Annotated in this window: 19 protein-coding genes; 6 read left to right on the top strand and 13 right to left on the bottom strand. The window is 72.7% G+C overall.

What is annotated here, in order from left to right; all coding sequences use genetic code 11:
* Window positions 1-241 precede the first annotated feature (241 nt).
* The 3 genes from ACGFWJ_RS27520 (at window position 242) to ACGFWJ_RS27510 (ending at window position 3057) form a co-directional block, all read left to right on the top strand.
* Window positions 242-637 carry a cell division protein SepF gene (locus tag ACGFWJ_RS27520; protein ID WP_392954420.1) on the top strand — a complete coding sequence of 132 codons (396 nt, stop codon included), beginning with the start codon at window positions 242-244 and terminating at the stop codon, window positions 635-637.
* Window positions 638-922: 285 nt separating this feature from the next.
* The gene (locus ACGFWJ_RS27515) at window positions 923-1477 is read left to right on the top strand and encodes a TetR/AcrR family transcriptional regulator (protein ID WP_387641350.1); all 555 of its coding nucleotides are present in this window, start codon (window positions 923-925) and stop codon (window positions 1475-1477) included.
* The gene (locus ACGFWJ_RS27510) at window positions 1474-3057 is read left to right on the top strand and encodes an MFS transporter (RefSeq protein WP_392954418.1); all 1584 of its coding nucleotides are present in this window, start codon (window positions 1474-1476) and stop codon (window positions 3055-3057) included. Before ACGFWJ_RS27515 ends, ACGFWJ_RS27510 begins: the two co-directional genes overlap by 4 nt.
* 55 nt (window positions 3058-3112) lie before the next feature.
* Here ACGFWJ_RS27510 and ACGFWJ_RS27505 read toward each other — a convergent pair whose 3' ends face one another.
* Together ACGFWJ_RS27505 and ACGFWJ_RS27500 are read right to left on the bottom strand one after the other, a co-directional pair.
* Window positions 3113-3478: an alpha/beta-hydrolase family protein gene (locus tag ACGFWJ_RS27505; RefSeq protein ID WP_392954416.1), complete on the bottom strand. Its 366-nt coding sequence runs from the start codon at window positions 3476-3478 to the stop codon at window positions 3113-3115.
* A complete protein-coding gene (locus tag ACGFWJ_RS27500) occupies window positions 3361-4137 on the bottom strand; it encodes an alpha/beta-hydrolase N-terminal domain-containing protein (protein WP_392954414.1) in 777 nt (258 codons plus the stop codon). Before ACGFWJ_RS27500 ends, ACGFWJ_RS27505 begins: the two co-directional genes overlap by 118 nt.
* A 254-nt stretch (window positions 4138-4391) precedes the next feature.
* Here ACGFWJ_RS27500 and ACGFWJ_RS27495 point away from each other — a divergent pair, with 254 nt between their 5' ends.
* Complete coding sequence (locus ACGFWJ_RS27495; protein WP_392954412.1) at window positions 4392-5096, top strand: hypothetical protein; 705 nt, start codon at window positions 4392-4394, stop codon at window positions 5094-5096.
* A gap of 91 nt (window positions 5097-5187) precedes the next feature.
* Here the strand turns inward: ACGFWJ_RS27495 and ACGFWJ_RS27490 are convergent, their stop codons facing one another.
* Window positions 5188-5475, bottom strand: coding sequence for a hypothetical protein (locus tag ACGFWJ_RS27490; RefSeq protein ID WP_392954410.1), 288 nt, complete (start codon window positions 5473-5475; stop codon window positions 5188-5190).
* Window positions 5476-5703: 228 nt separating this feature from the next.
* Here ACGFWJ_RS27490 and ACGFWJ_RS27485 point away from each other — a divergent pair, with 228 nt between their 5' ends.
* Both ACGFWJ_RS27485 and ACGFWJ_RS27480 read left to right on the top strand, forming a co-directional pair.
* On the top strand, window positions 5704-6906 hold the full coding sequence (locus tag ACGFWJ_RS27485) for a nitrous oxide reductase family maturation protein NosD (protein WP_392954408.1): 1203 nt from the start codon (window positions 5704-5706) through the stop codon (window positions 6904-6906).
* Window positions 6907-6952: 46 nt separating this feature from the next.
* Window positions 6953-8068 (top strand): methyltransferase, encoded by a 1116-nt coding sequence (locus tag ACGFWJ_RS27480; protein WP_392954406.1) that lies wholly within the window; start codon window positions 6953-6955, stop codon window positions 8066-8068.
* Between the two features lie 66 nt (window positions 8069-8134).
* Here the strand turns inward: ACGFWJ_RS27480 and ACGFWJ_RS27475 are convergent, their stop codons facing one another.
* From ACGFWJ_RS27475 to ACGFWJ_RS27430, 10 genes are read right to left on the bottom strand one after another with little or no spacing between them, the layout of a single operon-like run.
* A complete protein-coding gene (locus ACGFWJ_RS27475; protein ID WP_392954404.1) occupies window positions 8135-9490 on the bottom strand; it encodes an acetyl/propionyl/methylcrotonyl-CoA carboxylase subunit alpha in 1356 nt (451 codons plus the stop codon).
* Window positions 9491-9499: 9 nt separating this feature from the next.
* Window positions 9500-9997 carry an acetyl-CoA carboxylase biotin carboxyl carrier protein gene (locus tag ACGFWJ_RS27470; protein WP_392954402.1) on the bottom strand — a complete coding sequence of 166 codons (498 nt, stop codon included), beginning with the start codon at window positions 9995-9997 and terminating at the stop codon, window positions 9500-9502.
* Window positions 9994-11670 carry an acetyl-CoA carboxylase carboxyl transferase subunit alpha gene (gene accA / locus ACGFWJ_RS27465; RefSeq protein WP_392954400.1) on the bottom strand — a complete coding sequence of 559 codons (1677 nt, stop codon included), beginning with the start codon at window positions 11668-11670 and terminating at the stop codon, window positions 9994-9996. The genes ACGFWJ_RS27470 and accA overlap by 4 nt, the downstream gene beginning before the upstream one ends.
* 34 nt (window positions 11671-11704) lie before the next feature.
* A complete protein-coding gene (locus ACGFWJ_RS27460; RefSeq protein ID WP_387641319.1) occupies window positions 11705-12034 on the bottom strand; it encodes a TcmI family type II polyketide cyclase in 330 nt (109 codons plus the stop codon).
* The gene (locus ACGFWJ_RS27455) at window positions 12031-12489 is read right to left on the bottom strand and encodes an SRPBCC family protein (RefSeq protein ID WP_392954398.1); all 459 of its coding nucleotides are present in this window, start codon (window positions 12487-12489) and stop codon (window positions 12031-12033) included. The genes ACGFWJ_RS27460 and ACGFWJ_RS27455 overlap by 4 nt, the downstream gene beginning before the upstream one ends.
* 1 nt (window position 12490) lies before the next feature.
* A complete protein-coding gene (locus ACGFWJ_RS27450; protein ID WP_392954396.1) occupies window positions 12491-12745 on the bottom strand; it encodes an acyl carrier protein in 255 nt (84 codons plus the stop codon).
* A 26-nt stretch (window positions 12746-12771) separates the two neighbouring features.
* A complete protein-coding gene (locus ACGFWJ_RS27445) occupies window positions 12772-13995 on the bottom strand; it encodes a beta-ketoacyl synthase N-terminal-like domain-containing protein (protein ID WP_392954394.1) in 1224 nt (407 codons plus the stop codon).
* Window positions 13992-15254, bottom strand: coding sequence for a beta-ketoacyl-[acyl-carrier-protein] synthase family protein (locus ACGFWJ_RS27440; RefSeq protein WP_392954392.1), 1263 nt, complete (start codon window positions 15252-15254; stop codon window positions 13992-13994). The genes ACGFWJ_RS27445 and ACGFWJ_RS27440 overlap by 4 nt, the downstream gene beginning before the upstream one ends.
* Entirely contained in the window at window positions 15251-15682 is a 432-nt protein-coding gene (locus ACGFWJ_RS27435) for a cupin domain-containing protein (RefSeq protein ID WP_387641304.1), read from the bottom strand. Before ACGFWJ_RS27435 ends, ACGFWJ_RS27440 begins: the two co-directional genes overlap by 4 nt.
* Before the next feature lie 42 nt (window positions 15683-15724).
* On the bottom strand, window positions 15725-16873 hold the full coding sequence (locus ACGFWJ_RS27430) for a SchA/CurD-like domain-containing protein (protein WP_392954390.1): 1149 nt from the start codon (window positions 16871-16873) through the stop codon (window positions 15725-15727).
* Between the last annotated feature and the right edge of the window lie 101 nt (window positions 16874-16974).

The raw sequence follows: 16974 nt of genomic DNA, 5'->3' as shown, positions 1-16974 counted from the left end.
TGCCCTTAGGTCCCCACCGATAGTGTCGTTGGGCGCAACCGTTCACCGACCGCCTGCGTCGTTACGAATATCCGAGTAAGCACGGATATTCGCCCGCGCCACAACCGTGGGGCGGGCGCGTGCGGGCACTTCCGCGGTGATCAGTGCGATACTCGGACAGTTCCAACAAGTGGATGACGTGTCAAAACGACTCGTCGTCCCCCGGGGGACGAGTACGGAACGAGACAGGGAGGCGCGGTTAATGGGAGCACTTCGCGACGAGCACCACAACGGGTGGCTTATGCCCTCCGGTAGCTACCCGGCCGCGATGTACGAGGAATCGTGGGACGGCGAGGAGACGCTGCCGAGCGGGCAGATCGGGCCGTCCAAGATCGTCTCGCTCCGGCCCACCGGGTTCGAGGCCGCCCGCACCGTCGGCGAGCACATCCGCGCCGCCACGCCGGTGGTCATGGACCTCACCGAGATGAACGACGCCGAGGCCAAGCGGATGGTCGACTTCGCATCCGGTCTGATCTTCGGCACCCGAGGCGGCATCGAGCGGATCGCCCGCCGGGTGTTCCTGCTCACGCCGGCGGACGTCGAGGTGATGGTCATCGACCGCCCGCTCGACGAGACCGGCTTCTACAACCAGAGCTGACCTCATCGGGCAGCCCATCGGGCCCACGCCCGACGGCACAACCCCACAGCACGCCCCAGAGGACCCCGCGCCCCGCGCGGGGTCTTCTGCGTGCGCCCCCAAGCTCCCCGCAACCCGCACCCCACCACCCCATCGAAACCAAGACACCGAGCCCAAAACCCGAGCCCGAGCCCAAAACCCGCCGAGCCCGAACCCAGGCCCGAGACCCCGAGCCCGAGACCCCGAGCGCGAGACTCACAGCTCCAATGTGAGACATCAATGTCTCACTTGCACTATGCTGCTCTCATGGCAACCGACCGCGACTCCGTCCTCGAGGCAGCCGTCGGCGTCCTCTCCCGACGCCCGACGGCCCATCTCGACGAGATCGCCCGCGCCGCCGGCATCAGCCGCGCCACTCTGCACCGGATCTTCCCGGGCCGGGAGGCCCTGATCCGCGAGGTGGGCGCGCTCGGCCTGCGCCGGTTCGCCGCCGCGCTGGACACCGCGCGGGTGGAGGAGGGCAACGCCGAGGCGGCGCTGCGCCGACTGGTGGATGCGGTGGTGCCGGATGCGGCGCTGTGCGCCTTCCTGGCCGGCGAGAACCAGCTGTACGACGATCCCGACATCAATGACCTCTGGGAGCTCCAGGACGCCCGGGTCCGCGCGCTGTTCCTGCGCGGGCAGCGGGAAGGAACGTTCCGGATCGAGCTCTCGGCCGGCTGGCTCAGCGAGGCGTTCTTCGATCTGGTGGCCGGCATCGGCTGGGCCGTCCAGGAAGGCCGGCTCGCCCCTCGCGAAAGCGCATTCTCGCTCGCCGAACTGTTCCTCGGCGGCGCTCTACGGAGACCTGATACCCAATGAGTTCCCCCCTCGCCGACCAGTCCACCCGGACCGTCCGGAACGGACGGTCCGGCCACCGCTGGACCGGTCTCGGCGTCCTCGTGCTCGCCGTCACCCTGGTGGCGGTGGACGCGACGGTGCTGTCCCTCGCCATCCCGTCGATCACCGAAACCCTCCGCCCGTCCGGCACCCAGCTGCTCTGGATCGGCGACATCTACTCGTTCGTGCTGGCCGGCCTGCTGGTGTCGATGGGCGCGCTCAGTGACCGGCTGGGCCGCAAGCGGGTGCTGCTGGCGGGGTCGGCCGCGTTCGGCGTGGCCTCGCTGTTGGCGGCGTACGCGCCGGGGCCGGGCTGGCTGATCCTGGCCCGGGCGCTGCTCGGTGTGGCGGGCGCGACGATCATGCCGTCCACACTGTCGTTGATCCGCTCGCTGTTCCCGGACGCCCGGGAGCGGGCGACGGCGATCGGCATCTGGGGTGCGGGCGCGACGGCAGGTGCGGCGCTGGGGCCACTGGTGGGCGGGGTGCTGCTGGAGCACTTCTGGTGGGGGTCGGTGTTCCTGCTGAACCTGCCGGTGATGGCGCTGCTGCTGGTGTTCGGTGCTTGGCTGCTGCCGGAGTCCCGCGATCCGCGCCCGGGCCGCTGGGACATGCTGAGTGTGCTGCTGTCGATGGCGGGTGTGATCGGCGCGGTGTACGGGATCAAGGAGTTCGCGGCGCACGGCCTGGACACCTGGATCACCCCGGCGACCTTCGTGCTCGGTGTGGCGGCGCTGGCGCTGTTCGTGCGGCGTCAGCTCCGCCTGGAGACCCCGCTGCTGGAGGTCCGGCTGTTCCGTGACCCGCGGTTCACGGCGGCGGTGGTGTCCTCGCTGATCAGCCTGATCGGGCTGTCCGGTGTGATCTTCTTTATGTCGCAGTACCTCCAGTTGGTCCGCGGCTACTCGCCGCTCTCGGCGGGTGTCGCCGAAATGCCGGCCTTCGTCGGCTCGGTGGTGGGCGGCCTGCTCACGGCCCGGCTGGCTCGGCGTGCGGGTGCGCGCCGGGTGCTGACGGTCAGCCTGCTGGTGATGGGGCTGGGCATCGCGGCGCTGGGCATGGTCCGGGTCGACAGCACGTACCTGCTGCTCGGCTCGTCCTTCCTGGCGCTGGGTACCGCCGAGGGTGTGGTGTACACCCTCTCCTCGGACCTGGTGCTGGGTGCCGCCCCGGCCGACAAGGCGGGTGCCGCCTCGGCGGTGTCGGAGACGGCGTACGAACTGGGCGCGGCGCTCGGCATCGCCCTGGTCGGCTCGATCGTGACGGCGCTGTACGCGGGGGCCCTCACCGTCCCGGCGCACACGGACCCGGCCCTGGTGGACCAGGCCGGGCAGTCCCTCGGCGGCGCGGTGGAGGCGGCCTCGACGCTGCCCAGCGACCTCGCGAACCAGCTGCTGACCAGCGCGAACGACGCGTTCGTCCACGGCATCAACATCGCCGCGTGGGTCTCGGCCGCCCTGCTCCTGGCCTCCGCCGCCTTCGCCCGCCACCTCCTCCGGCCCCGGAGCCGCGCAGAAACCCCCACCAACGCCGAGACCGCCCACGAGCCGGTTCACCACTGAAACCGGCCGGGCCCGTCAACGGACAGCGTCAACAACTCGCGTCAACAACACCCCGTCAAGGCTGCTCCCCCAGGTACGCCACCAACCACTCGGTGTCCTGCGGGGTCCAGCCGTCGGGCGGGACGATCCTGGCCCAGGCCTCGATGGGCATCCGGCGGTAGCGGTGCCGATGCCCGTCGGGCACCGCCTCGGAGGCCGTCAGGTCGAAGGTGACTTGCCAGAAGGTCACCAGGGGGTACCAGCGCATGGTCGGTGAGACGTCGTGGGCGCGCTGCCCGTTGAGCCAGGCGGGCCGGCTCCAGATCAGGGCGGGCTCCCACCACACCACGGGGTCGCTGCCGTTCTGCAGGTAGCCCACCCGGGGCTGCGGCCAGGGCGCGCCGGGCACCGTGAAGTCGGAGGTCTGCTGGGCGAAGCGCACGGTGCGGCCGTCCTGGTGGACGGGCCGCCAGCCGCCCACGGCTGCCGGACGGTGCCGGGGCTGGTGGAGCGGTCCGTCAGCGCGGCGCCGCGTTCGGCGGCGCCGAGCAGGGCGCGCAGCAGGAAGCCCTGGGCGAAGCCGGTCACGAGTACGACGGCGAGCGCGGCTGCGCCGGCGGCGGCCGCCCAGCCGGGAACGGCCCGGCCGAGGACCTCCCGCAGCGTCCGGGTGCCGAGCCGGACGCCCCGTGCGGCGAGCACCAGCAGCGCGCCGAGCAGCAGCGCGACCGGCAGCACCAGGGCCCACTGCCACCAGCCGATCCGCGGGTCGAGGCCGACGGCCCGCCGCAGGTCGCCCTGCCAGCGCACGCTCCAGGCGGTGATCGCGACGACGGAGCCGCCGCCGACGACGGCCAGCAGCCACCACCCGGCACGCCGCACGGCCGGCGAGGGAAGCAGCCCGCAGCGGCGGGCGACCATGCCGAAGAACGCGCCGAGTCCGTACCCGAAGAATGCGGTGATCGCCCCGGCGGCGGCCTGCAGCAGCCCGGGCCTGGGCAGCAGCGACGGCGTGAACGACAGGCAGTAGAACAGCACCGCCCCGACCAGCGCGCTCCAACTCGGCAGCCGCCGTAGGATCCGCGGTTCCCCCACCGGCATCGGCGCCCTCCCCGCGCTCCTTCGCCCGTCAGTCACCCGGCATACGTATCTCCCCACCGCCGTTGCCGATCTGACGCTCCGTCGGACTCCCCCCGAATGGCGCAGCGCCGCTGGCCGGAGGGGTTGCCCGGCTCCGACGATGGGGACGGAGAGCGGAGCGTTGGTTCCGCACGTCCGGGCGCGGGCCGACGGCTCGTCGGATCGACCGCGGCGCGCAGTGGCCGGCGCGGTTCTGAGCGAAAGGGTGCAGCGCGATGCGAGACGCGGACCAGAACAGTTCCGGCCGGGGGCCGACGCCCCGCCAGCCGCTGGTGCGCCAGGGCCGGGTCGGCCCGCCGGCCCGGCCGGAGCAGCCCGGACGGCGGCGGGTCCACCGCGGCGCGCGGCTGATGCTGGCGCTGGGCGCGGGCGCGGCCGGGATCGCGGTGATGGCGTCCTGCGGTGGCACGTCGGGCGAGGATCCGGTGCAGGCGGCGATGTCGACGTTCGTGGTGGGGACGGAGCGGTTCTCGGGCGAGCCGCCGTCCCCGCTCGGTTCGTTGCACTCGTCCGCGCTGGCGTCGGTGTCGGCGGCGCAGGCGTCGGCCTCGCAGCGGGCGGCGGAGTTCGAGGCGTCGGCCAACGCGCAGCTGGCGGCGGGCCGGGAGAAGGCGACGGCGGTGCTGTCGACCGTTCAGGGGTCGGGCAACGCGCTGGGCGATGTGACCCTGACCGGGATTCCGACCCAGACCACCGGCGATGTGTCGGCGGCGAAGGTGACGATCACCAACAGCACCCAGGAGACCCGCTCGTACGCGATCCAGGTGGACTTCACGGACCCCAACGGGCAGAGCGTGGACTCCTCGGTGGTGGGGGTGGAGAACGTCGTGCCGGGCGCGACCGTGAACCCGGTGGCGTTCTCCACCAAGGGCGCCGGCACCACGCTGACGCCGGTGGTGGTGAAGGCCCAGCGCTACTGACCCGCAGCGAGTGTCCGCTGAGTGCCCCTCAGCGCACTGTGCCCGCCGCTCGATCACGGTCGAGTGGCGGGCACAGTGCGCTGAGGGGCACTCAGTTGACCGACCGAAAAATGACGTCGTCGTAGTCCCAGGCGGGGTCCTCGGCGTCCGGCCAGCTCGCGGTCTCCACTTCGCTCTCGGGGCCGATGTCCGCGGCGGTGGGCCGGGCGGCGAGTTCCTCGTCGAGCCGGTACTCCTCGCTGCGCTGCCGCTCGGTGCGGTAGTGGTCGGCGGAGTGCGGTTCGGCGGGGAACAGGTCGGTCCGGCCGGCGCCGACGGGGCGCAGGTCGTCGGGGGCGGGGTCGGTCTGTTCGGAGGTGCGTCCACGTTGCAGGGTCATGGGTCCATAGTGGTTCGACCGGCCGAGGGGGGCCCGGTGCCCGGCCGAAGTGCCCCCCGATCGGGTGTACGGGTGGTGCCGTCCTCCCGGGCCACCCGGTCGGCGGGTGTGGGCAACTCGTGCGACCGAACCCGGCTGGCCGCGGGCGGGTCGCGGCCATAGCTTCGAAGCGGCGGGCGCGCGCCAAAGCCGTCCGCGACCGCAACCCTTGGAAACCGGCTCTCCCTGATGACTCCTCTCTTCGCTCCGGCGCGCCCGCGCTCCCGCCTCGCCGCCGTCCTGCTCGCTTCCGCCGCCACCGTGCCCGCCCTGCTGGCCGTCAGTCCGGCGCCGCCCGTCTCCACCGTCCTGACGTCCGCTCTCTTCGCCGTCCCCGGCCACGTCCTCGTCCCCGTCCCGTTCCCGGGCGCCGCGTTCGCCGGTTCTGCCCCTGCCGCGCGTCCGAACGTGGTTCACCTCGCGCCCGGTGCCTCGGTGCAGGCCGCCGTCGACGCGGCCCACCCGGGTGACGTGGTGGAGCTGGCCGCGGGCAGCTACCCGGGCAGCGTCACCCTCGCCACCGACGGGGTGACGCTGCGCGGGCAGGGCAGCCGCACCGTGCTGGTGCCCGACCCGGCGGACGGCAGCGCCTGCGCCAAGGCCGGCAACGGGCTGTGCGTGACGGGTGTGGCGGACGGCAACGGGGCGCCGGTGCGGCCGGTGTCGGGCGCGGTGGTGGAGGCGCTGACGGTGGCGGGGTTCGCGAAGAACGGGATCGCCGCCGCCGTCACCGACGGGCTGACGGTCCGCCGGGTGACGTCCCACGACAACGGCCTGCAGGGCATCAGCGTGGAGATGTCGACCCGCGCCACGGTGATCGACAACGAGGCACGGGACAACGGCCAGGCGGGGATCTTCATCGCCAACTGGTTCGACCGCAAGGGCGGCGCGTTGGAGACCCGTGGCACCCAGGTGGCGGCGAACCGGCTGACCGGCAACAGGATCGGCCTGCAGCTGCGCCGGGTGCGCGACCTGACGGCGATGGCCAACCTGGTGTCCGGCAACTGCGGCGGCATCTTCGTGGTCGGCGACGACGGGGTGCCGCGGGCCGGTGCGCTGACCGTCACCGGCAATGTGGTGCGCGCCAACAACCGCTACTGCGAGCCCAATCCGCGCCTGGACTCGGTCCAGGGGACCGGCATCCTGCTGACCGGCACCGAGGACGTCGCGGTCATCCAGAACCTGGTCGCCGACCACTCCGGCAACTCCCCGATGTCGGGCGGCATCGTGCTGTACCCGAGCGTGGTGGGCGCGCCGAACGCCCGCGCGGTCGTCACCGGCAACACGCTGAACGACAACCGGCCCACCGATCTCGCCGATCGTGACCAGGGCACCGGGGACTCCTTCACGAACAACCTCTGCAGTACTTCCCAGCCCGCCGGCCACTGCTGACCGGCCCTCCCGAGCCCTCCAGCCCCGACGAAAGGCCGCCGCGCCCATGACCTCCGCCCCGACCCGACCGGTCCCGCCGTCCTCCTCCCCCGCGGCGACCGCTCCGGTGACCACCACCCCCGCCGAACCCGTCACCGACCCGGCCGCCCGCCCCGGTGTGCCGCCCGCGATGCTGCTCCGCGAGCTGGTCTTCGGCGCCGCCTGCGCCGGTGCGGTGCGCGCCGCCGCCAGTCTGAAGCTGGCCGACGCGCTCGATGAACAGCCCGCCACCGCCGAGGAGTTGGCGGTACGGCTGGGCGTCGAGGCCGGCCCGCTGGAGCGCCTGCTGCGGGCCCTGGCCAGCTACGAGGTGTTCGCCGCCGCCGGTGACGGCCGCTTCTGCCACACCCCGCTGTCGCGTCTGCTGCGCTCCGACGAGCCGGGCAGCCTGCGCGACATCGCACTGTGGTGCACCGAGCCGTGGACCTGGCAGTCCTGGTCCCGGCTGGACGACGCGGTGCGCACCGGGCGCAGCGTGTTCGCCGACGCGTTCGGCAAGGAGTTCTTCCAGTACCTGCACGACGACGCGCCGGAGTCCGCGGCGCTGTTCAACCGGGCGATGACGCAGTCCAGCCGCCAGTCCGCGCAGGATCTGGCCGACTTCCTGGATCTGACGGGCGTCGCCACGGCCGCCGACATCGGTGGCGGTCAGGGCCAGGCGCTGGCGGCCCTGATGGAGCGCCAGCCGGGCTTGCACGGCACGCTGCTGGATCTGCCGAAGGTGGTCGAGCACGCCGATCCGCGGCTGTTGCCCGGTGGCGTGCTGGCCGACCGGGCGCGGCTGGTGCCGGGCGACTGCCGGGTGGCGATCCCGGTGCAGGCCGATCTGTATCTGGTGAAGAACATCCTGGAGTGGGACGACGAGTCGACCCGCCGCACTCTGCGCAATCTGCGTCAGGTGGCCCGCCCGGGTGCCCGGGTGGTGATCGTGGAGAACCTGGTCGACGATTCCCCGTCGATGCGTTTCACCACCGCGATGGACCTGCTGCTGCTGCTCAATGTCGGCGGCGCCAAGCACACCCTGGGCAGTCTGACCGCGCTGATCGAGGAGTCCGGCCTGCTGCTTAAGGCCGTCGCCCCGGTCAACCCGTACCTGCACGCCTTCACCTGCACGGTGCCGTAGCGGGAGAGCCGCAAAGCCGTCCGGACCACGTCGGTCCGGACGGCTTTTCCATCGCGAGAAGAAGGGCTACGGCACCTCCGCGGCCATTTCGGCGACCAGCGCGGTGGTGTGCCGGCCGGCCCGGAAGCGCGGGTCGGCGAGGGTGCGGCGCAGGTAGTCGGTGGTGGTGCGCACGCCGGGGCCGTCGATGCGGAACTCGGCGAGGGCGCGGTCGAGACGGGCGATGGCCTGTTCGCGGTCGGGTGCCCAGGCGATGGTCTTGGCGAGCAGCGAGTCGTAGTCGGGGCCGATCAGCCAGCCGGGGTAGGCGTGGGTGTCGACCCGGACGAACGGGCCGCCGGGCGGGACGAATTCGGTGAGCAGTCCGGGGGTGGGCAGGAAGCCGCGTTCGGGGTCCTCGGCGTTGACCCGGGCCTCGACGGCGGCGCCGCGCGGGCGGACGGCGTCCTGGCGGAGCGTCAGGGGTTCGCCGGCGGCGATGGTGAGCTGTTCGCGGACCAGGTCGATGCCGGTGACCATCTCGGTGACGGGGTGTTCGACCTGGAGGCGGCAGTTGACCTCCATCAGGTAGAACGCTCCGTCGGTGGCGAGCACGAATTCGAAGGTGGCGGCGCCGACGTAGCCGACGGCGAGGGCGCCGCGGACGGCGGCGGCGCAGATCTCGTGGCGCAGCGGGTCGGACAGGTTGGGTGCGGGTGATTCCTCGATGAGTTTCTGGTGGCGTCGCTGCACGGAGCAGTCGCGTTCGGCGAGGTGGACGGCGTTGCCGTGGCGGTCGCAGAGCACCTGGACCTCGATGTGCCGGGCGCCGTCGACGTAGTGCTCGAGGTAGAGCCGTTCGTCGCCGAAGACGGCGCGGGCGTGGGCGCGGATCTCCTGGAAGGCGGTGGGCATGTCGGCGGGGTCGCGGACCACGGCCATGCCGCGTCCGCCGCCGCCGGCGACGGCTTTGAGGATGACGGGGTAGCCGGTGCGGGCGGCGATCTCGCGGGCTTCGGCGGGGCTGCGGACGGCGCCGGTGGAGCCGGGCAGGACGGGCAGTCCGGCTTCGGCCATCAGCCGGCGGGCGGCGGATTTGTCGCCGAGCTGTTCGATCACGTGCGGGGGCGGGCCGATGAAGGTGAGGCCGTTGGCTTCGCAGATCTCGGCGAAGTCGGGGTCCTCGGAGAGGAATCCGTAGCCGGGGTGGACGGCCTGGGCGCCGGTGAGCCGGGCGGCTTCGACGATGGACGGGATGTGCAGGTAGCTGGCTCTGGCGGCGGCGGGTCCGAGGTGGACGGCCCGGTCGGCGAAGCGGACCACCGCCGAGTCGCGGTCGGCGGTGGAGTACAGGGCGACGGTGCGGATGCCCATCTCCCGGCAGGTGCGGGCGATCCGCAGGGCGATCTCGCCGCGGTTGGCGATCAGCACGGTGGTGAACATGCGGGCCCCTTACGCGGGTTCGACGGCGATCAGGCGCTGCTGGAACTCCACGGCGGTGCCGTCGGCGACCAGGATCTCCACCACCCGGCCGGCGAGGTCGGCCTCGACGGGGCTCATCATCTTCATCACTTCGAGGATGCCGATGGGCTGGCCGGCGGTGACGGTGTCGCCGACGGCGACGAACGGCGGCGCGCCCGGTTCGGGCGCGTGGTAGAAGGTGCCGATCATCGGGGCGCACACGTGGTGGCCGGCTGCTTCGGGTTCCGCCTCGGGTTCCACCTCGGGGCTGGTCCGGTCCGGCGCACCGGACTCGTCCCATTCGATCTCGACGGCGGTGCCGAGGTGTTCGAGCCGGATCCGGCGGGGCGACCGGGCACGGGTGCGGGCGAGTTCGGCGACGCTGCGGCACAGTTCGGCGAGGTCCGCGACCTGGTCGGGGCCGCCGGATCCGTCACCGGTGGGGGTGATCCGTCGGTGGGACGGCTGGTGTTTCACCTCGACGGTCATGGCTGGCTCCAATCTGCCGCGGCGGTGTCGGCGCCGTAGCGGTGGAAGCGGGCCCGGCGGGCGGCGCGCAGCCGGTCCGGGTCCCAGGGGATCAGTTCGCGCAGGGCCTCGGTGACGGCGGCTTCGAGCAGGTCGGCCGCGGCGGCGTGGTCCTGGTGGGCTCCTTCGGGCGGTTCGGGGACGATGCCGTCGACGACGCCGAGGCTGAGCAGGTCGCCGGGGTGCATGCGCAGCGAGGCGGCGGCGGTGGGTGCGGCCTGCGGGTCCTTCCACAGGATGGCGGCGCAGCCTTCGGGGCTGATCACCGAGTAGATGCCGTTGGCGCTGACCAGGACGCGGTCGGCGACGGCGAGTGCGAGGGCGCCGCCGCTGCCGCCCTCCCCGATCAGCACGGCGACGATGGGGACGGGCAGGCGGGCCATCAGGCGCAGGTTGTCGGCGATGGCGGCGGCCTGTCCGCCGGATTCGGCCTCGGGTCCGGGGTTGGCGCCGGGGGTGTCGATCATGGTGACCACGGGCAGGCCGAGTTTGGCGGCGAGCCGCATCAGCCGGTTGGCCTTGCGGTAGCCGGAGGGCTGGGCCATGCCGAATCGGCGGCGTTTGCGTTCGCCGAGGTCGGTGCCGCCCTTGTGGTGGCCGATCAGGACGACGGGGGTGCCGGCCAGGCGTCCGGTGCCGGCGACGATGGCGGGGCAGTCCTCGGTGAGCCGGTCGCCGTGCAGTTCCTGGAAGTCGTCGACCAGGCGGCGGATGTAGTCGAGGGTGCTGGGCCGTTCGGGGTGCCGGGCGAGGCGGACGTTCTGCCAGGGGTCGCGGTCGGCGAGTTCGTCGGCGGCGCGCAGGATGGCGGCGGGGTCGCCGGGGGGCCGGGGTTCGGCGGGGGGCCGCAGGCCGAGCAGCCGGCCGAGGACGGGGCGCAGGCCGATCCGGGGCACGACGTCGTCGACCATGCCGTGGGCGAGCAGGAATTCGGCGGTCTGGAAGTCGGCGGGGAGTTTCTCGCCGGTGGTCTGTTCGATGACGCGGGGCCCGGCGAAGCCCATCCGGGCGCCGGGTTCGGCGATGATGACGTCGGCGAGGGTGGCGAAGGAGGCGGCGACGCCGCCGTAGGTGGGGTCGGTGATCACCGAGACGGTGAGGATGCCGGCTTCGTCGAGTTCGGCCATGGCCTGCGCGGTCTTGGCCATCTGCATCAGTGACAGCACGCCTTCCTGCATCCGGGCGCCGCCGCTGGCGGTGACCAGGACGAGTGGGGCGCGGCGGTCGAGCGCGACGGTGGCGGCGTGGGTGATGAGGGCGCCGACGGCGCAGCCGAGGCTGCCGCCGAGGAAGCGGAAGTCCATGACGGCGGCGATGCAGGGCTGGCCCTCGATCTGTCCGGCGGCGCACAGCACGGCCTCGTGCAGGCCGGTGTGGGCGCGGGCCTCGTCGAGGCGGTCCTGGTAGGGGCGGCTGTCGACGAAGCCCAGCGGGTCGTGCAGGGCGGGCACCGGTCCGAGGGGTTCGGCGGTGCCCGGGTCGAGGAGTTGGGCGAGCCGCTGCGGGGCGGTGAGCCGTCCGTGGTGCCCGCAGTCGGGGCACACCTGCAGGGTGCGTGCGTAGCGTCTGCCGTAGACCAGGCCGGCGCAGCCTTCGCAGCGCACCCAGTCCGCCGGTTCGCTCTGTTCGGCCACGGCGGCTCTCCCTTCCCTGTGCAACGGCGGGTGGTCAGCGGTCCCAGCGGTAGAACTCGTGGGCCATGGCGTCCTTGGGGCTGCGCCAGGTCGACGGGTCGTAGGCGTCGACGTAGACGGCGAGCCGTTCGCTGATGTCGCGGAATTCGGGGTGGTCGGTGTACTTGGCGACCTCCGGTCCGGGGGGGCGTTCGGACTCGATCAGGTGGAGGTAGATGTCGCCGTACTGGAACAAGCTGCGGCCGTGGACGCCGATCAGCCCGGGCAGCGGGCCGCGGTCGGAGTCGGCGAAGACACCGGCGATGTGGTCGGCGGTGCCTGGCTTCATCCTGGCGACGATCAGGGCGCGGTGGGTGCCGGTCATCGGGCCCCGCCGGCGCGGTGTTCGACCTTGGCGCGGATCAGTTCCATCTGGACCTTGGAGTTCTGGTTGATGATGTCGGTCATCTGGAGGTCGTCGACGGGGGCGGTGGGCTTCATCGCGAAGTCCTGGATCCAGCGCATCCGGGTGCCCTGCGGGAGGTCCTCGTACTCCCAGCGGATCTCCATGAATTCGAACGGGCCGGGTTCGACGCGGCGGGCCCGGACGGCGAGCGCGTCGCGGTCGGTCTCGCGTTCGGATACCCAGCTCCACACCTGGCCGTTGTCGTCGGGGTGCATGGTGAGCCGGAACTTCACCAGCTGGCCCTGCCGTTCGAGGACTTCGACGGAGGCGTACTCGCTGAACAGCTGCGGCCAGTTCTCCAGGTCGTTGGTCATGTCCCAGACCAGGTCGACGGGGGCGTCGATGAGGATGGTGTTGTCGGTGTGTCCGGGCATCTCAGGCACCAGCTTTCACGGTGGAGTTGACGGTCTGCAGGAACTCGGCGACGGGGCGTCCGAGCAGTTCGGAGGAGTCGATGGAGACGCCGTAGCGGTTCTCCAGGTCGGCGAGGACGCCGAGCACCCCCAGCGAGTCGACGCCGAGGTCGAGGAACATGCAGCCCGGGTCGGCGAGGTCGTCGACGCTGACCTGGACGCCGGCCCGGGCCTTGATCAGGGTGGCGAGTTCCTCGTAGGTGATCTCGGATGCCATCTGTTGCTCCTAGCGGTGGGGTGGGGTCAGGCCCGGCGCAGTACCAGGGCGGTGTTGGAGCCCATCTGGCCGCGGCTGAGCACCAGGGCGGTGCGCAGTTCGGCGGGCCGCAGGTGACCGATGACCAGGTCGAGGCCGTACGGGCAGTCCTCGGTGTGCGGGGTGGGCGGGATCAGGCCCTGTTCGAGGGCGAGCACGGCGGCGGCCACGTCGAGGGCGGGGGCGCCGCAGTGGGCGCGGCCGAAGCCGGCCTTGGGGGCGGTGACGGGGACGCGTTCGGCGTGTTCGCCGAGTGCGTCGGTCAGGGCGAGGGCTTCGGCGCGGTCGGCCTCGGGGACGCCGAGGGCGTCGGCGAAGACCACGTCGATCTCGTCGGGTGCGCAGTGCGCCTCGGCGAGGGCGCCGCGGATGGCGTGGGCGAGTCCTTCGCGGCTCTCGGCCCAGCGGGCGGCGCCGGTGAAGGTGGCGGTGTGTCCGGCGATCCGGGCCCGGGTGCGGGCGCCGCGCCGGAGGGCGGTGTCGGCGTCCTCGACCACGAACATGGCGCCGCCCTCGGCGGGGACGAAGCCGGCCGCGTCGGAGCCGAACGGCCGGTAGGCGCGGTCGGGGTCGTCGGTGGTGGACAGCCCGGGGTAGCCGAGTTGGCAGACCATCGAGTAGGGGGCGATGGGTGCCTCGGCGGCGCCGGCCAGCACGGTGTCGGTGCCGCGGCCGACGGCGCGGGCGGCGTGCGCGAGGGCGTCGAGGCCACCCGCCTCGTCGGAGGCGACCACGCCGCACGGGCCCTTGAAGCCGCCGCGGATGGAGATCTGGCCGGTGGAGGCGGCGTAGAACCAGGCGATGGACTGGTAGGGGCCGACGTGGTGGGGTCCTTCGGCCCACAGGTGCTGGAGTTCGCGCTGGCCGAACTCGCCGCCGCCGGATCCCGCCGCGGTGACCACGGCGACCTGGAACGGGTCGTCGGGGTGGGACGTCAGGTCGGCGTCGGCCATGGCGAGTTCGGCGGCGGCCATCGCGAAGTGGGTGAATCGGTCGGTCTGCACCAGGTAGCGCGGCTCGACGTACTCCTCGGCGTCGAAGCCGCGCACCAGGCCGGCGATCCGCAGCGGAAGGTTCTCGCAGCCTTCGCGGTCGATCCGGGTGAGCGCGGAGCGGCCCTGGCTGAGCGCCTTCCAGTAGTCGTCGGCGCCGATGCCCTGCGGGGAGACCACGCCGACGCCCGTGATCACCGCACTACGAGTTCGGCTCATGCCGCCTCCGCTCTGCTCAGCACCACCGCGGACTGGAAGCCGCCGAAGCCGCTGCCCACCGACAGCACGTGGCGCAGCGGCAGTTCGCGGGCGGTGCGGGGGACGTAGTCGAGATCGCACTCGGGGTCGCGTTCGGTGTAGTTGGCGGTCGGCGGGACCACGCCGTGGTGCAGGGCGAGGGTGCAGGCGACCAGTTCGATGGCGCCGATCGCGCCGAGCGAGTGCCCGACCATCGACTTGATGGAGCTCATCGGGGTGCGCCTGGCGTGCGCGCCGAGGGAGCGTTTGACGGCGGCGGTCTCGTGCCGGTCGTTCTGCTTGGTGCCGGAGCCGTGCGCGTTGACGTAGTCGATGGCGTCGCCGGGCAGCCGGGCGTGGGCGAGGGCGCGGTCGATGGCTTCGGACATCTCCACGCCTTCCTGGGTGAGTCCGGTCATGTGGTAGGCGTTGCCGAAGGTGGCGAAGCCGCCGAGTTCGGCGTAGATCCGGGCGCCGCGCCGCTTGGCGTGCTCCCATTCCTCCAGCACGAGGACGGCGCCGCCCTCGCCGAGCACGAAGCCGTCGCGGCTCTTGTCGAAGGGGCGGGAGGCGTGTTCGGGGTCGTCGTTGCGGGCCGAGGTGGCCTTGATGGCGTCGAAGCAGGCGACGGTGATCGGTGAGATCGGTGAGTCGCAGGCTCCGGCGACGATGACGTCGGCGCGGCCCTCCTCGATGGCGAGGGCGGCGTAGCCGACGGCGTCGAGGCCGGAGGTGCAGCCGGTGGAGACGGTCTGCACGGGGCCGTGCGCGCCGATCCGTTCGGCGACCGCGGAGGCCAGCGTGGCCGGGGTGAAGGCCCGTTCCAGGTGCGGCTTGGCGGGCCGGTGGTCGACGTCCCAGTGCTCGCCGCGGCCGCTGACCAGCACGTAGTCGGCTTCGAGCCGGGTGGTGCCGCCGACCGCGGTGCCGAGCGAGACGCCGATCCGCCAGGGGTCCTCGCGGTCGGGTTCGAGTCCGGCGTCGGCGATCGCTTCGGCGGTGGCGACCAGCGCGAACTGCACGTAGCGGTCGTTGCGGGCGATCTGGTCGGCGGTCAGGCCGTGTGCGGCGGGGTCGAAGTCGCACTCGGCGGCGATCCGGGAGCGGAAGCCGTCGGGGTCGAACAGGGTGATGCCGCGGGTGGCGGTGCGGCCGTCGGTGAGCAGCGTCCAGAACTGCCGGACGCCGATGCCGCCGGGTGCGACCACGCCGATCCCGGTCACCGCGATCCGGCGGTTCACGAGGCCGCCCCTGCCGGTTCCGGCGGCCCCGCTTCGGAGGTGCGCTGCTCCTCGGTGTCGACGTGGCCGAGTTCGGGGCGCGGCGCGAGCGGCCCGAGGTGGAAGACCATCCGGGCCTGGCCGGTGCCGACGTTGCGGAACCGGTGCTTCATGCCGATCGGGATCATCAGGCCCTGGTCGGGGCGCAGCGGCTGGGTCTTGCCGTCCAGGTCGACCTCGAGTTCGCCGGACATCACGAACACGAACTCCTCGGAGTACGGGTGGTAGTGCTCGCCGATCCGCTCCCCCGGTTCGACGATCGCCACCCCCATGAATCCGCTGGTGGCGCCGCACGCCGTCGGGGTGAGCATGGCCCGCAGGTCGCCGCCGCGCTTGCGGTTCGGGGGCGCGTCGTCGACGTGGACGACAGGTGGCATCTCGGTGGTCACGGTGGACTTCCTTCCGGGCGTGGGGATGTGCGGGACGGGTGGTCAGGCGTCGGCGGAGCGGCGGTCGGTGACCGGGGTCATGGTGCATTCGGCGAGCAGGTGGCGCAGGCCGTCGGCGCTGGGCACGGGGTGTTCGGTGGGGATGTCGGCGAGCTTGCCGAGCACCGCGGCGGCGCGCGGGCCGGCCACGCCGAGGGCGGTGGCGGGGTCGCTCGCGGGGTCGGTGAGCAGGTCGACCAGCCGGACCACCAGGTCGTCGCGGCGGTGGACGGTGGCGCGAACCAGCGGCGAGCCGGGGTCGGCGGCGGCGTGCTCGTCCTCGCCGGCCAGCAGTTCGGCGAGCGCCGCGCCGCAGCCGGGGCGGACCGGGTACAGGTAGGCGTGCCGCTGCACCGGGCCGGACTTGAGCGCGGCGTGGTGGTGAACGGCGGGGATGGCGGCGCGCTGGAAGAAGTCGCGGGCGGCCATCGGGTCGTCCAGGTCGCGGTGCTCCTCCAGGTACGGGTTGATGGCCTGTTCGACGGCCCGCACCTCGGGCTGCTGGGCGACGTGCCGCAGCGCGGCGACCAGGTCGCCCGCGACTTCGACGCAGCGCACGACCCGGTTGCCGCGCATGAACAGCGAGGTGCGCAGCAGCCGGGTGGTGTCGTCGACCCGGGCCTGCGGGGAGCGGTAGCCGGACAGCAGTTCGGCGGCCTTGGCCTCGGCGCCGGGCCGGACGGTGAAGCTGAGGGCGTGCCGGACCACGCCGTCGGGCCCGGGCCGGGGCGCGGCGGGCACGCCCGGGTGGTGTTCGCCGGGGCCCAGCGGGGCGGCGAGGCTGTCGATGGTGTGCGTGCCCTGGGTTTCGCGCAGCACGGTGTAGCGCAGTGAGCGGGTGTCGCGGACGCAGCCGTGCAGCGGCTTGACCATGTCGCGGTGGGCGGGGCTGTCGACCCAGGCGAGGAACGGCGGGGCGCTCTCCCATTCGCTGGTGATCAGCCAGCGGGACGGGTCGTCGATGGACTGGCAGAGCTGGTCGCTGATGTGGCCGGGGACGGCGGCCACCTGATGGCGGAGCAGTTCGTAGACGTCCAGGAAGTGGTCCTGGGCGCCGTCGTGGACGTCGAGCATCAGGACGACGCGAAGCCGGCCCGTGGCGGGCCGGCCGGTGGTGGTGGCGGTCTCCTCGGTTGTGGAGAGCAGGGTCATGGCAGCGGGATCCTGTCGTTTGTTCACATGGGTGCTCGGCCGGCCGGTCGTCGGGTCGGCGGGCGGGGCGTGGTTCGCACTCGATCGTCACGGGGGCGCGG

This window comes from Kitasatospora sp. NPDC048407, from assembly GCF_043200475.1.
Classification (GTDB): Bacteria; Actinomycetota; Actinomycetes; order Streptomycetales; family Streptomycetaceae; genus Kitasatospora.
The sequence above is the reverse complement of the archived record's forward strand: the minus strand, read 5'-3'. Positions and strand labels throughout refer to the sequence as shown.

Excerpts from the sequence above, each read along its gene's own strand:
- ACGFWJ_RS27500 (WP_392954414.1), bottom strand. The coding sequence starts at position 4,137 with ATGCCGGTGGGGGAACCGCGGATCCTACGGCGGCTGCCGAGTTGGAGC.
- ACGFWJ_RS27515 (WP_387641350.1), top strand. The coding sequence starts at position 923 with ATGGCAACCGACCGCGACTCCGTCCTCGAGGCAGCCGTCGGCGTCCTC.
- ACGFWJ_RS27490 (WP_392954410.1), bottom strand. The coding sequence starts at position 5,475 with ATGACCCTGCAACGTGGACGCACCTCCGAACAGACCGACCCCGCCCCC.
- ACGFWJ_RS27460 (WP_387641319.1), bottom strand. The coding sequence starts at position 12,034 with ATGACCGGCACCCACCGCGCCCTGATCGTCGCCAGGATGAAGCCAGGC.
- ACGFWJ_RS27485 (WP_392954408.1), top strand. The coding sequence starts at position 5,704 with ATGACTCCTCTCTTCGCTCCGGCGCGCCCGCGCTCCCGCCTCGCCGCC.
- ACGFWJ_RS27520 (WP_392954420.1), top strand. The coding sequence starts at position 242 with ATGGGAGCACTTCGCGACGAGCACCACAACGGGTGGCTTATGCCCTCC.
- ACGFWJ_RS27455 (WP_392954398.1), bottom strand. The coding sequence starts at position 12,489 with ATGCCCGGACACACCGACAACACCATCCTCATCGACGCCCCCGTCGAC.
- ACGFWJ_RS27495 (WP_392954412.1), top strand. The coding sequence starts at position 4,392 with ATGCGAGACGCGGACCAGAACAGTTCCGGCCGGGGGCCGACGCCCCGC.
- ACGFWJ_RS27510 (WP_392954418.1), top strand. The coding sequence starts at position 1,474 with ATGAGTTCCCCCCTCGCCGACCAGTCCACCCGGACCGTCCGGAACGGA.
- ACGFWJ_RS27480 (WP_392954406.1), top strand. The coding sequence starts at position 6,953 with ATGACCTCCGCCCCGACCCGACCGGTCCCGCCGTCCTCCTCCCCCGCG.
- ACGFWJ_RS27430 (WP_392954390.1), bottom strand. The coding sequence starts at position 16,873 with ATGACCCTGCTCTCCACAACCGAGGAGACCGCCACCACCACCGGCCGG.
- ACGFWJ_RS27470 (WP_392954402.1), bottom strand. The coding sequence starts at position 9,997 with ATGACCGTCGAGGTGAAACACCAGCCGTCCCACCGACGGATCACCCCC.
- ACGFWJ_RS27450 (WP_392954396.1), bottom strand. The coding sequence starts at position 12,745 with ATGGCATCCGAGATCACCTACGAGGAACTCGCCACCCTGATCAAGGCC.
- ACGFWJ_RS27445 (WP_392954394.1), bottom strand. The coding sequence starts at position 13,995 with ATGAGCCGAACTCGTAGTGCGGTGATCACGGGCGTCGGCGTGGTCTCC.
- ACGFWJ_RS27475 (WP_392954404.1), bottom strand. The coding sequence starts at position 9,490 with ATGTTCACCACCGTGCTGATCGCCAACCGCGGCGAGATCGCCCTGCGG.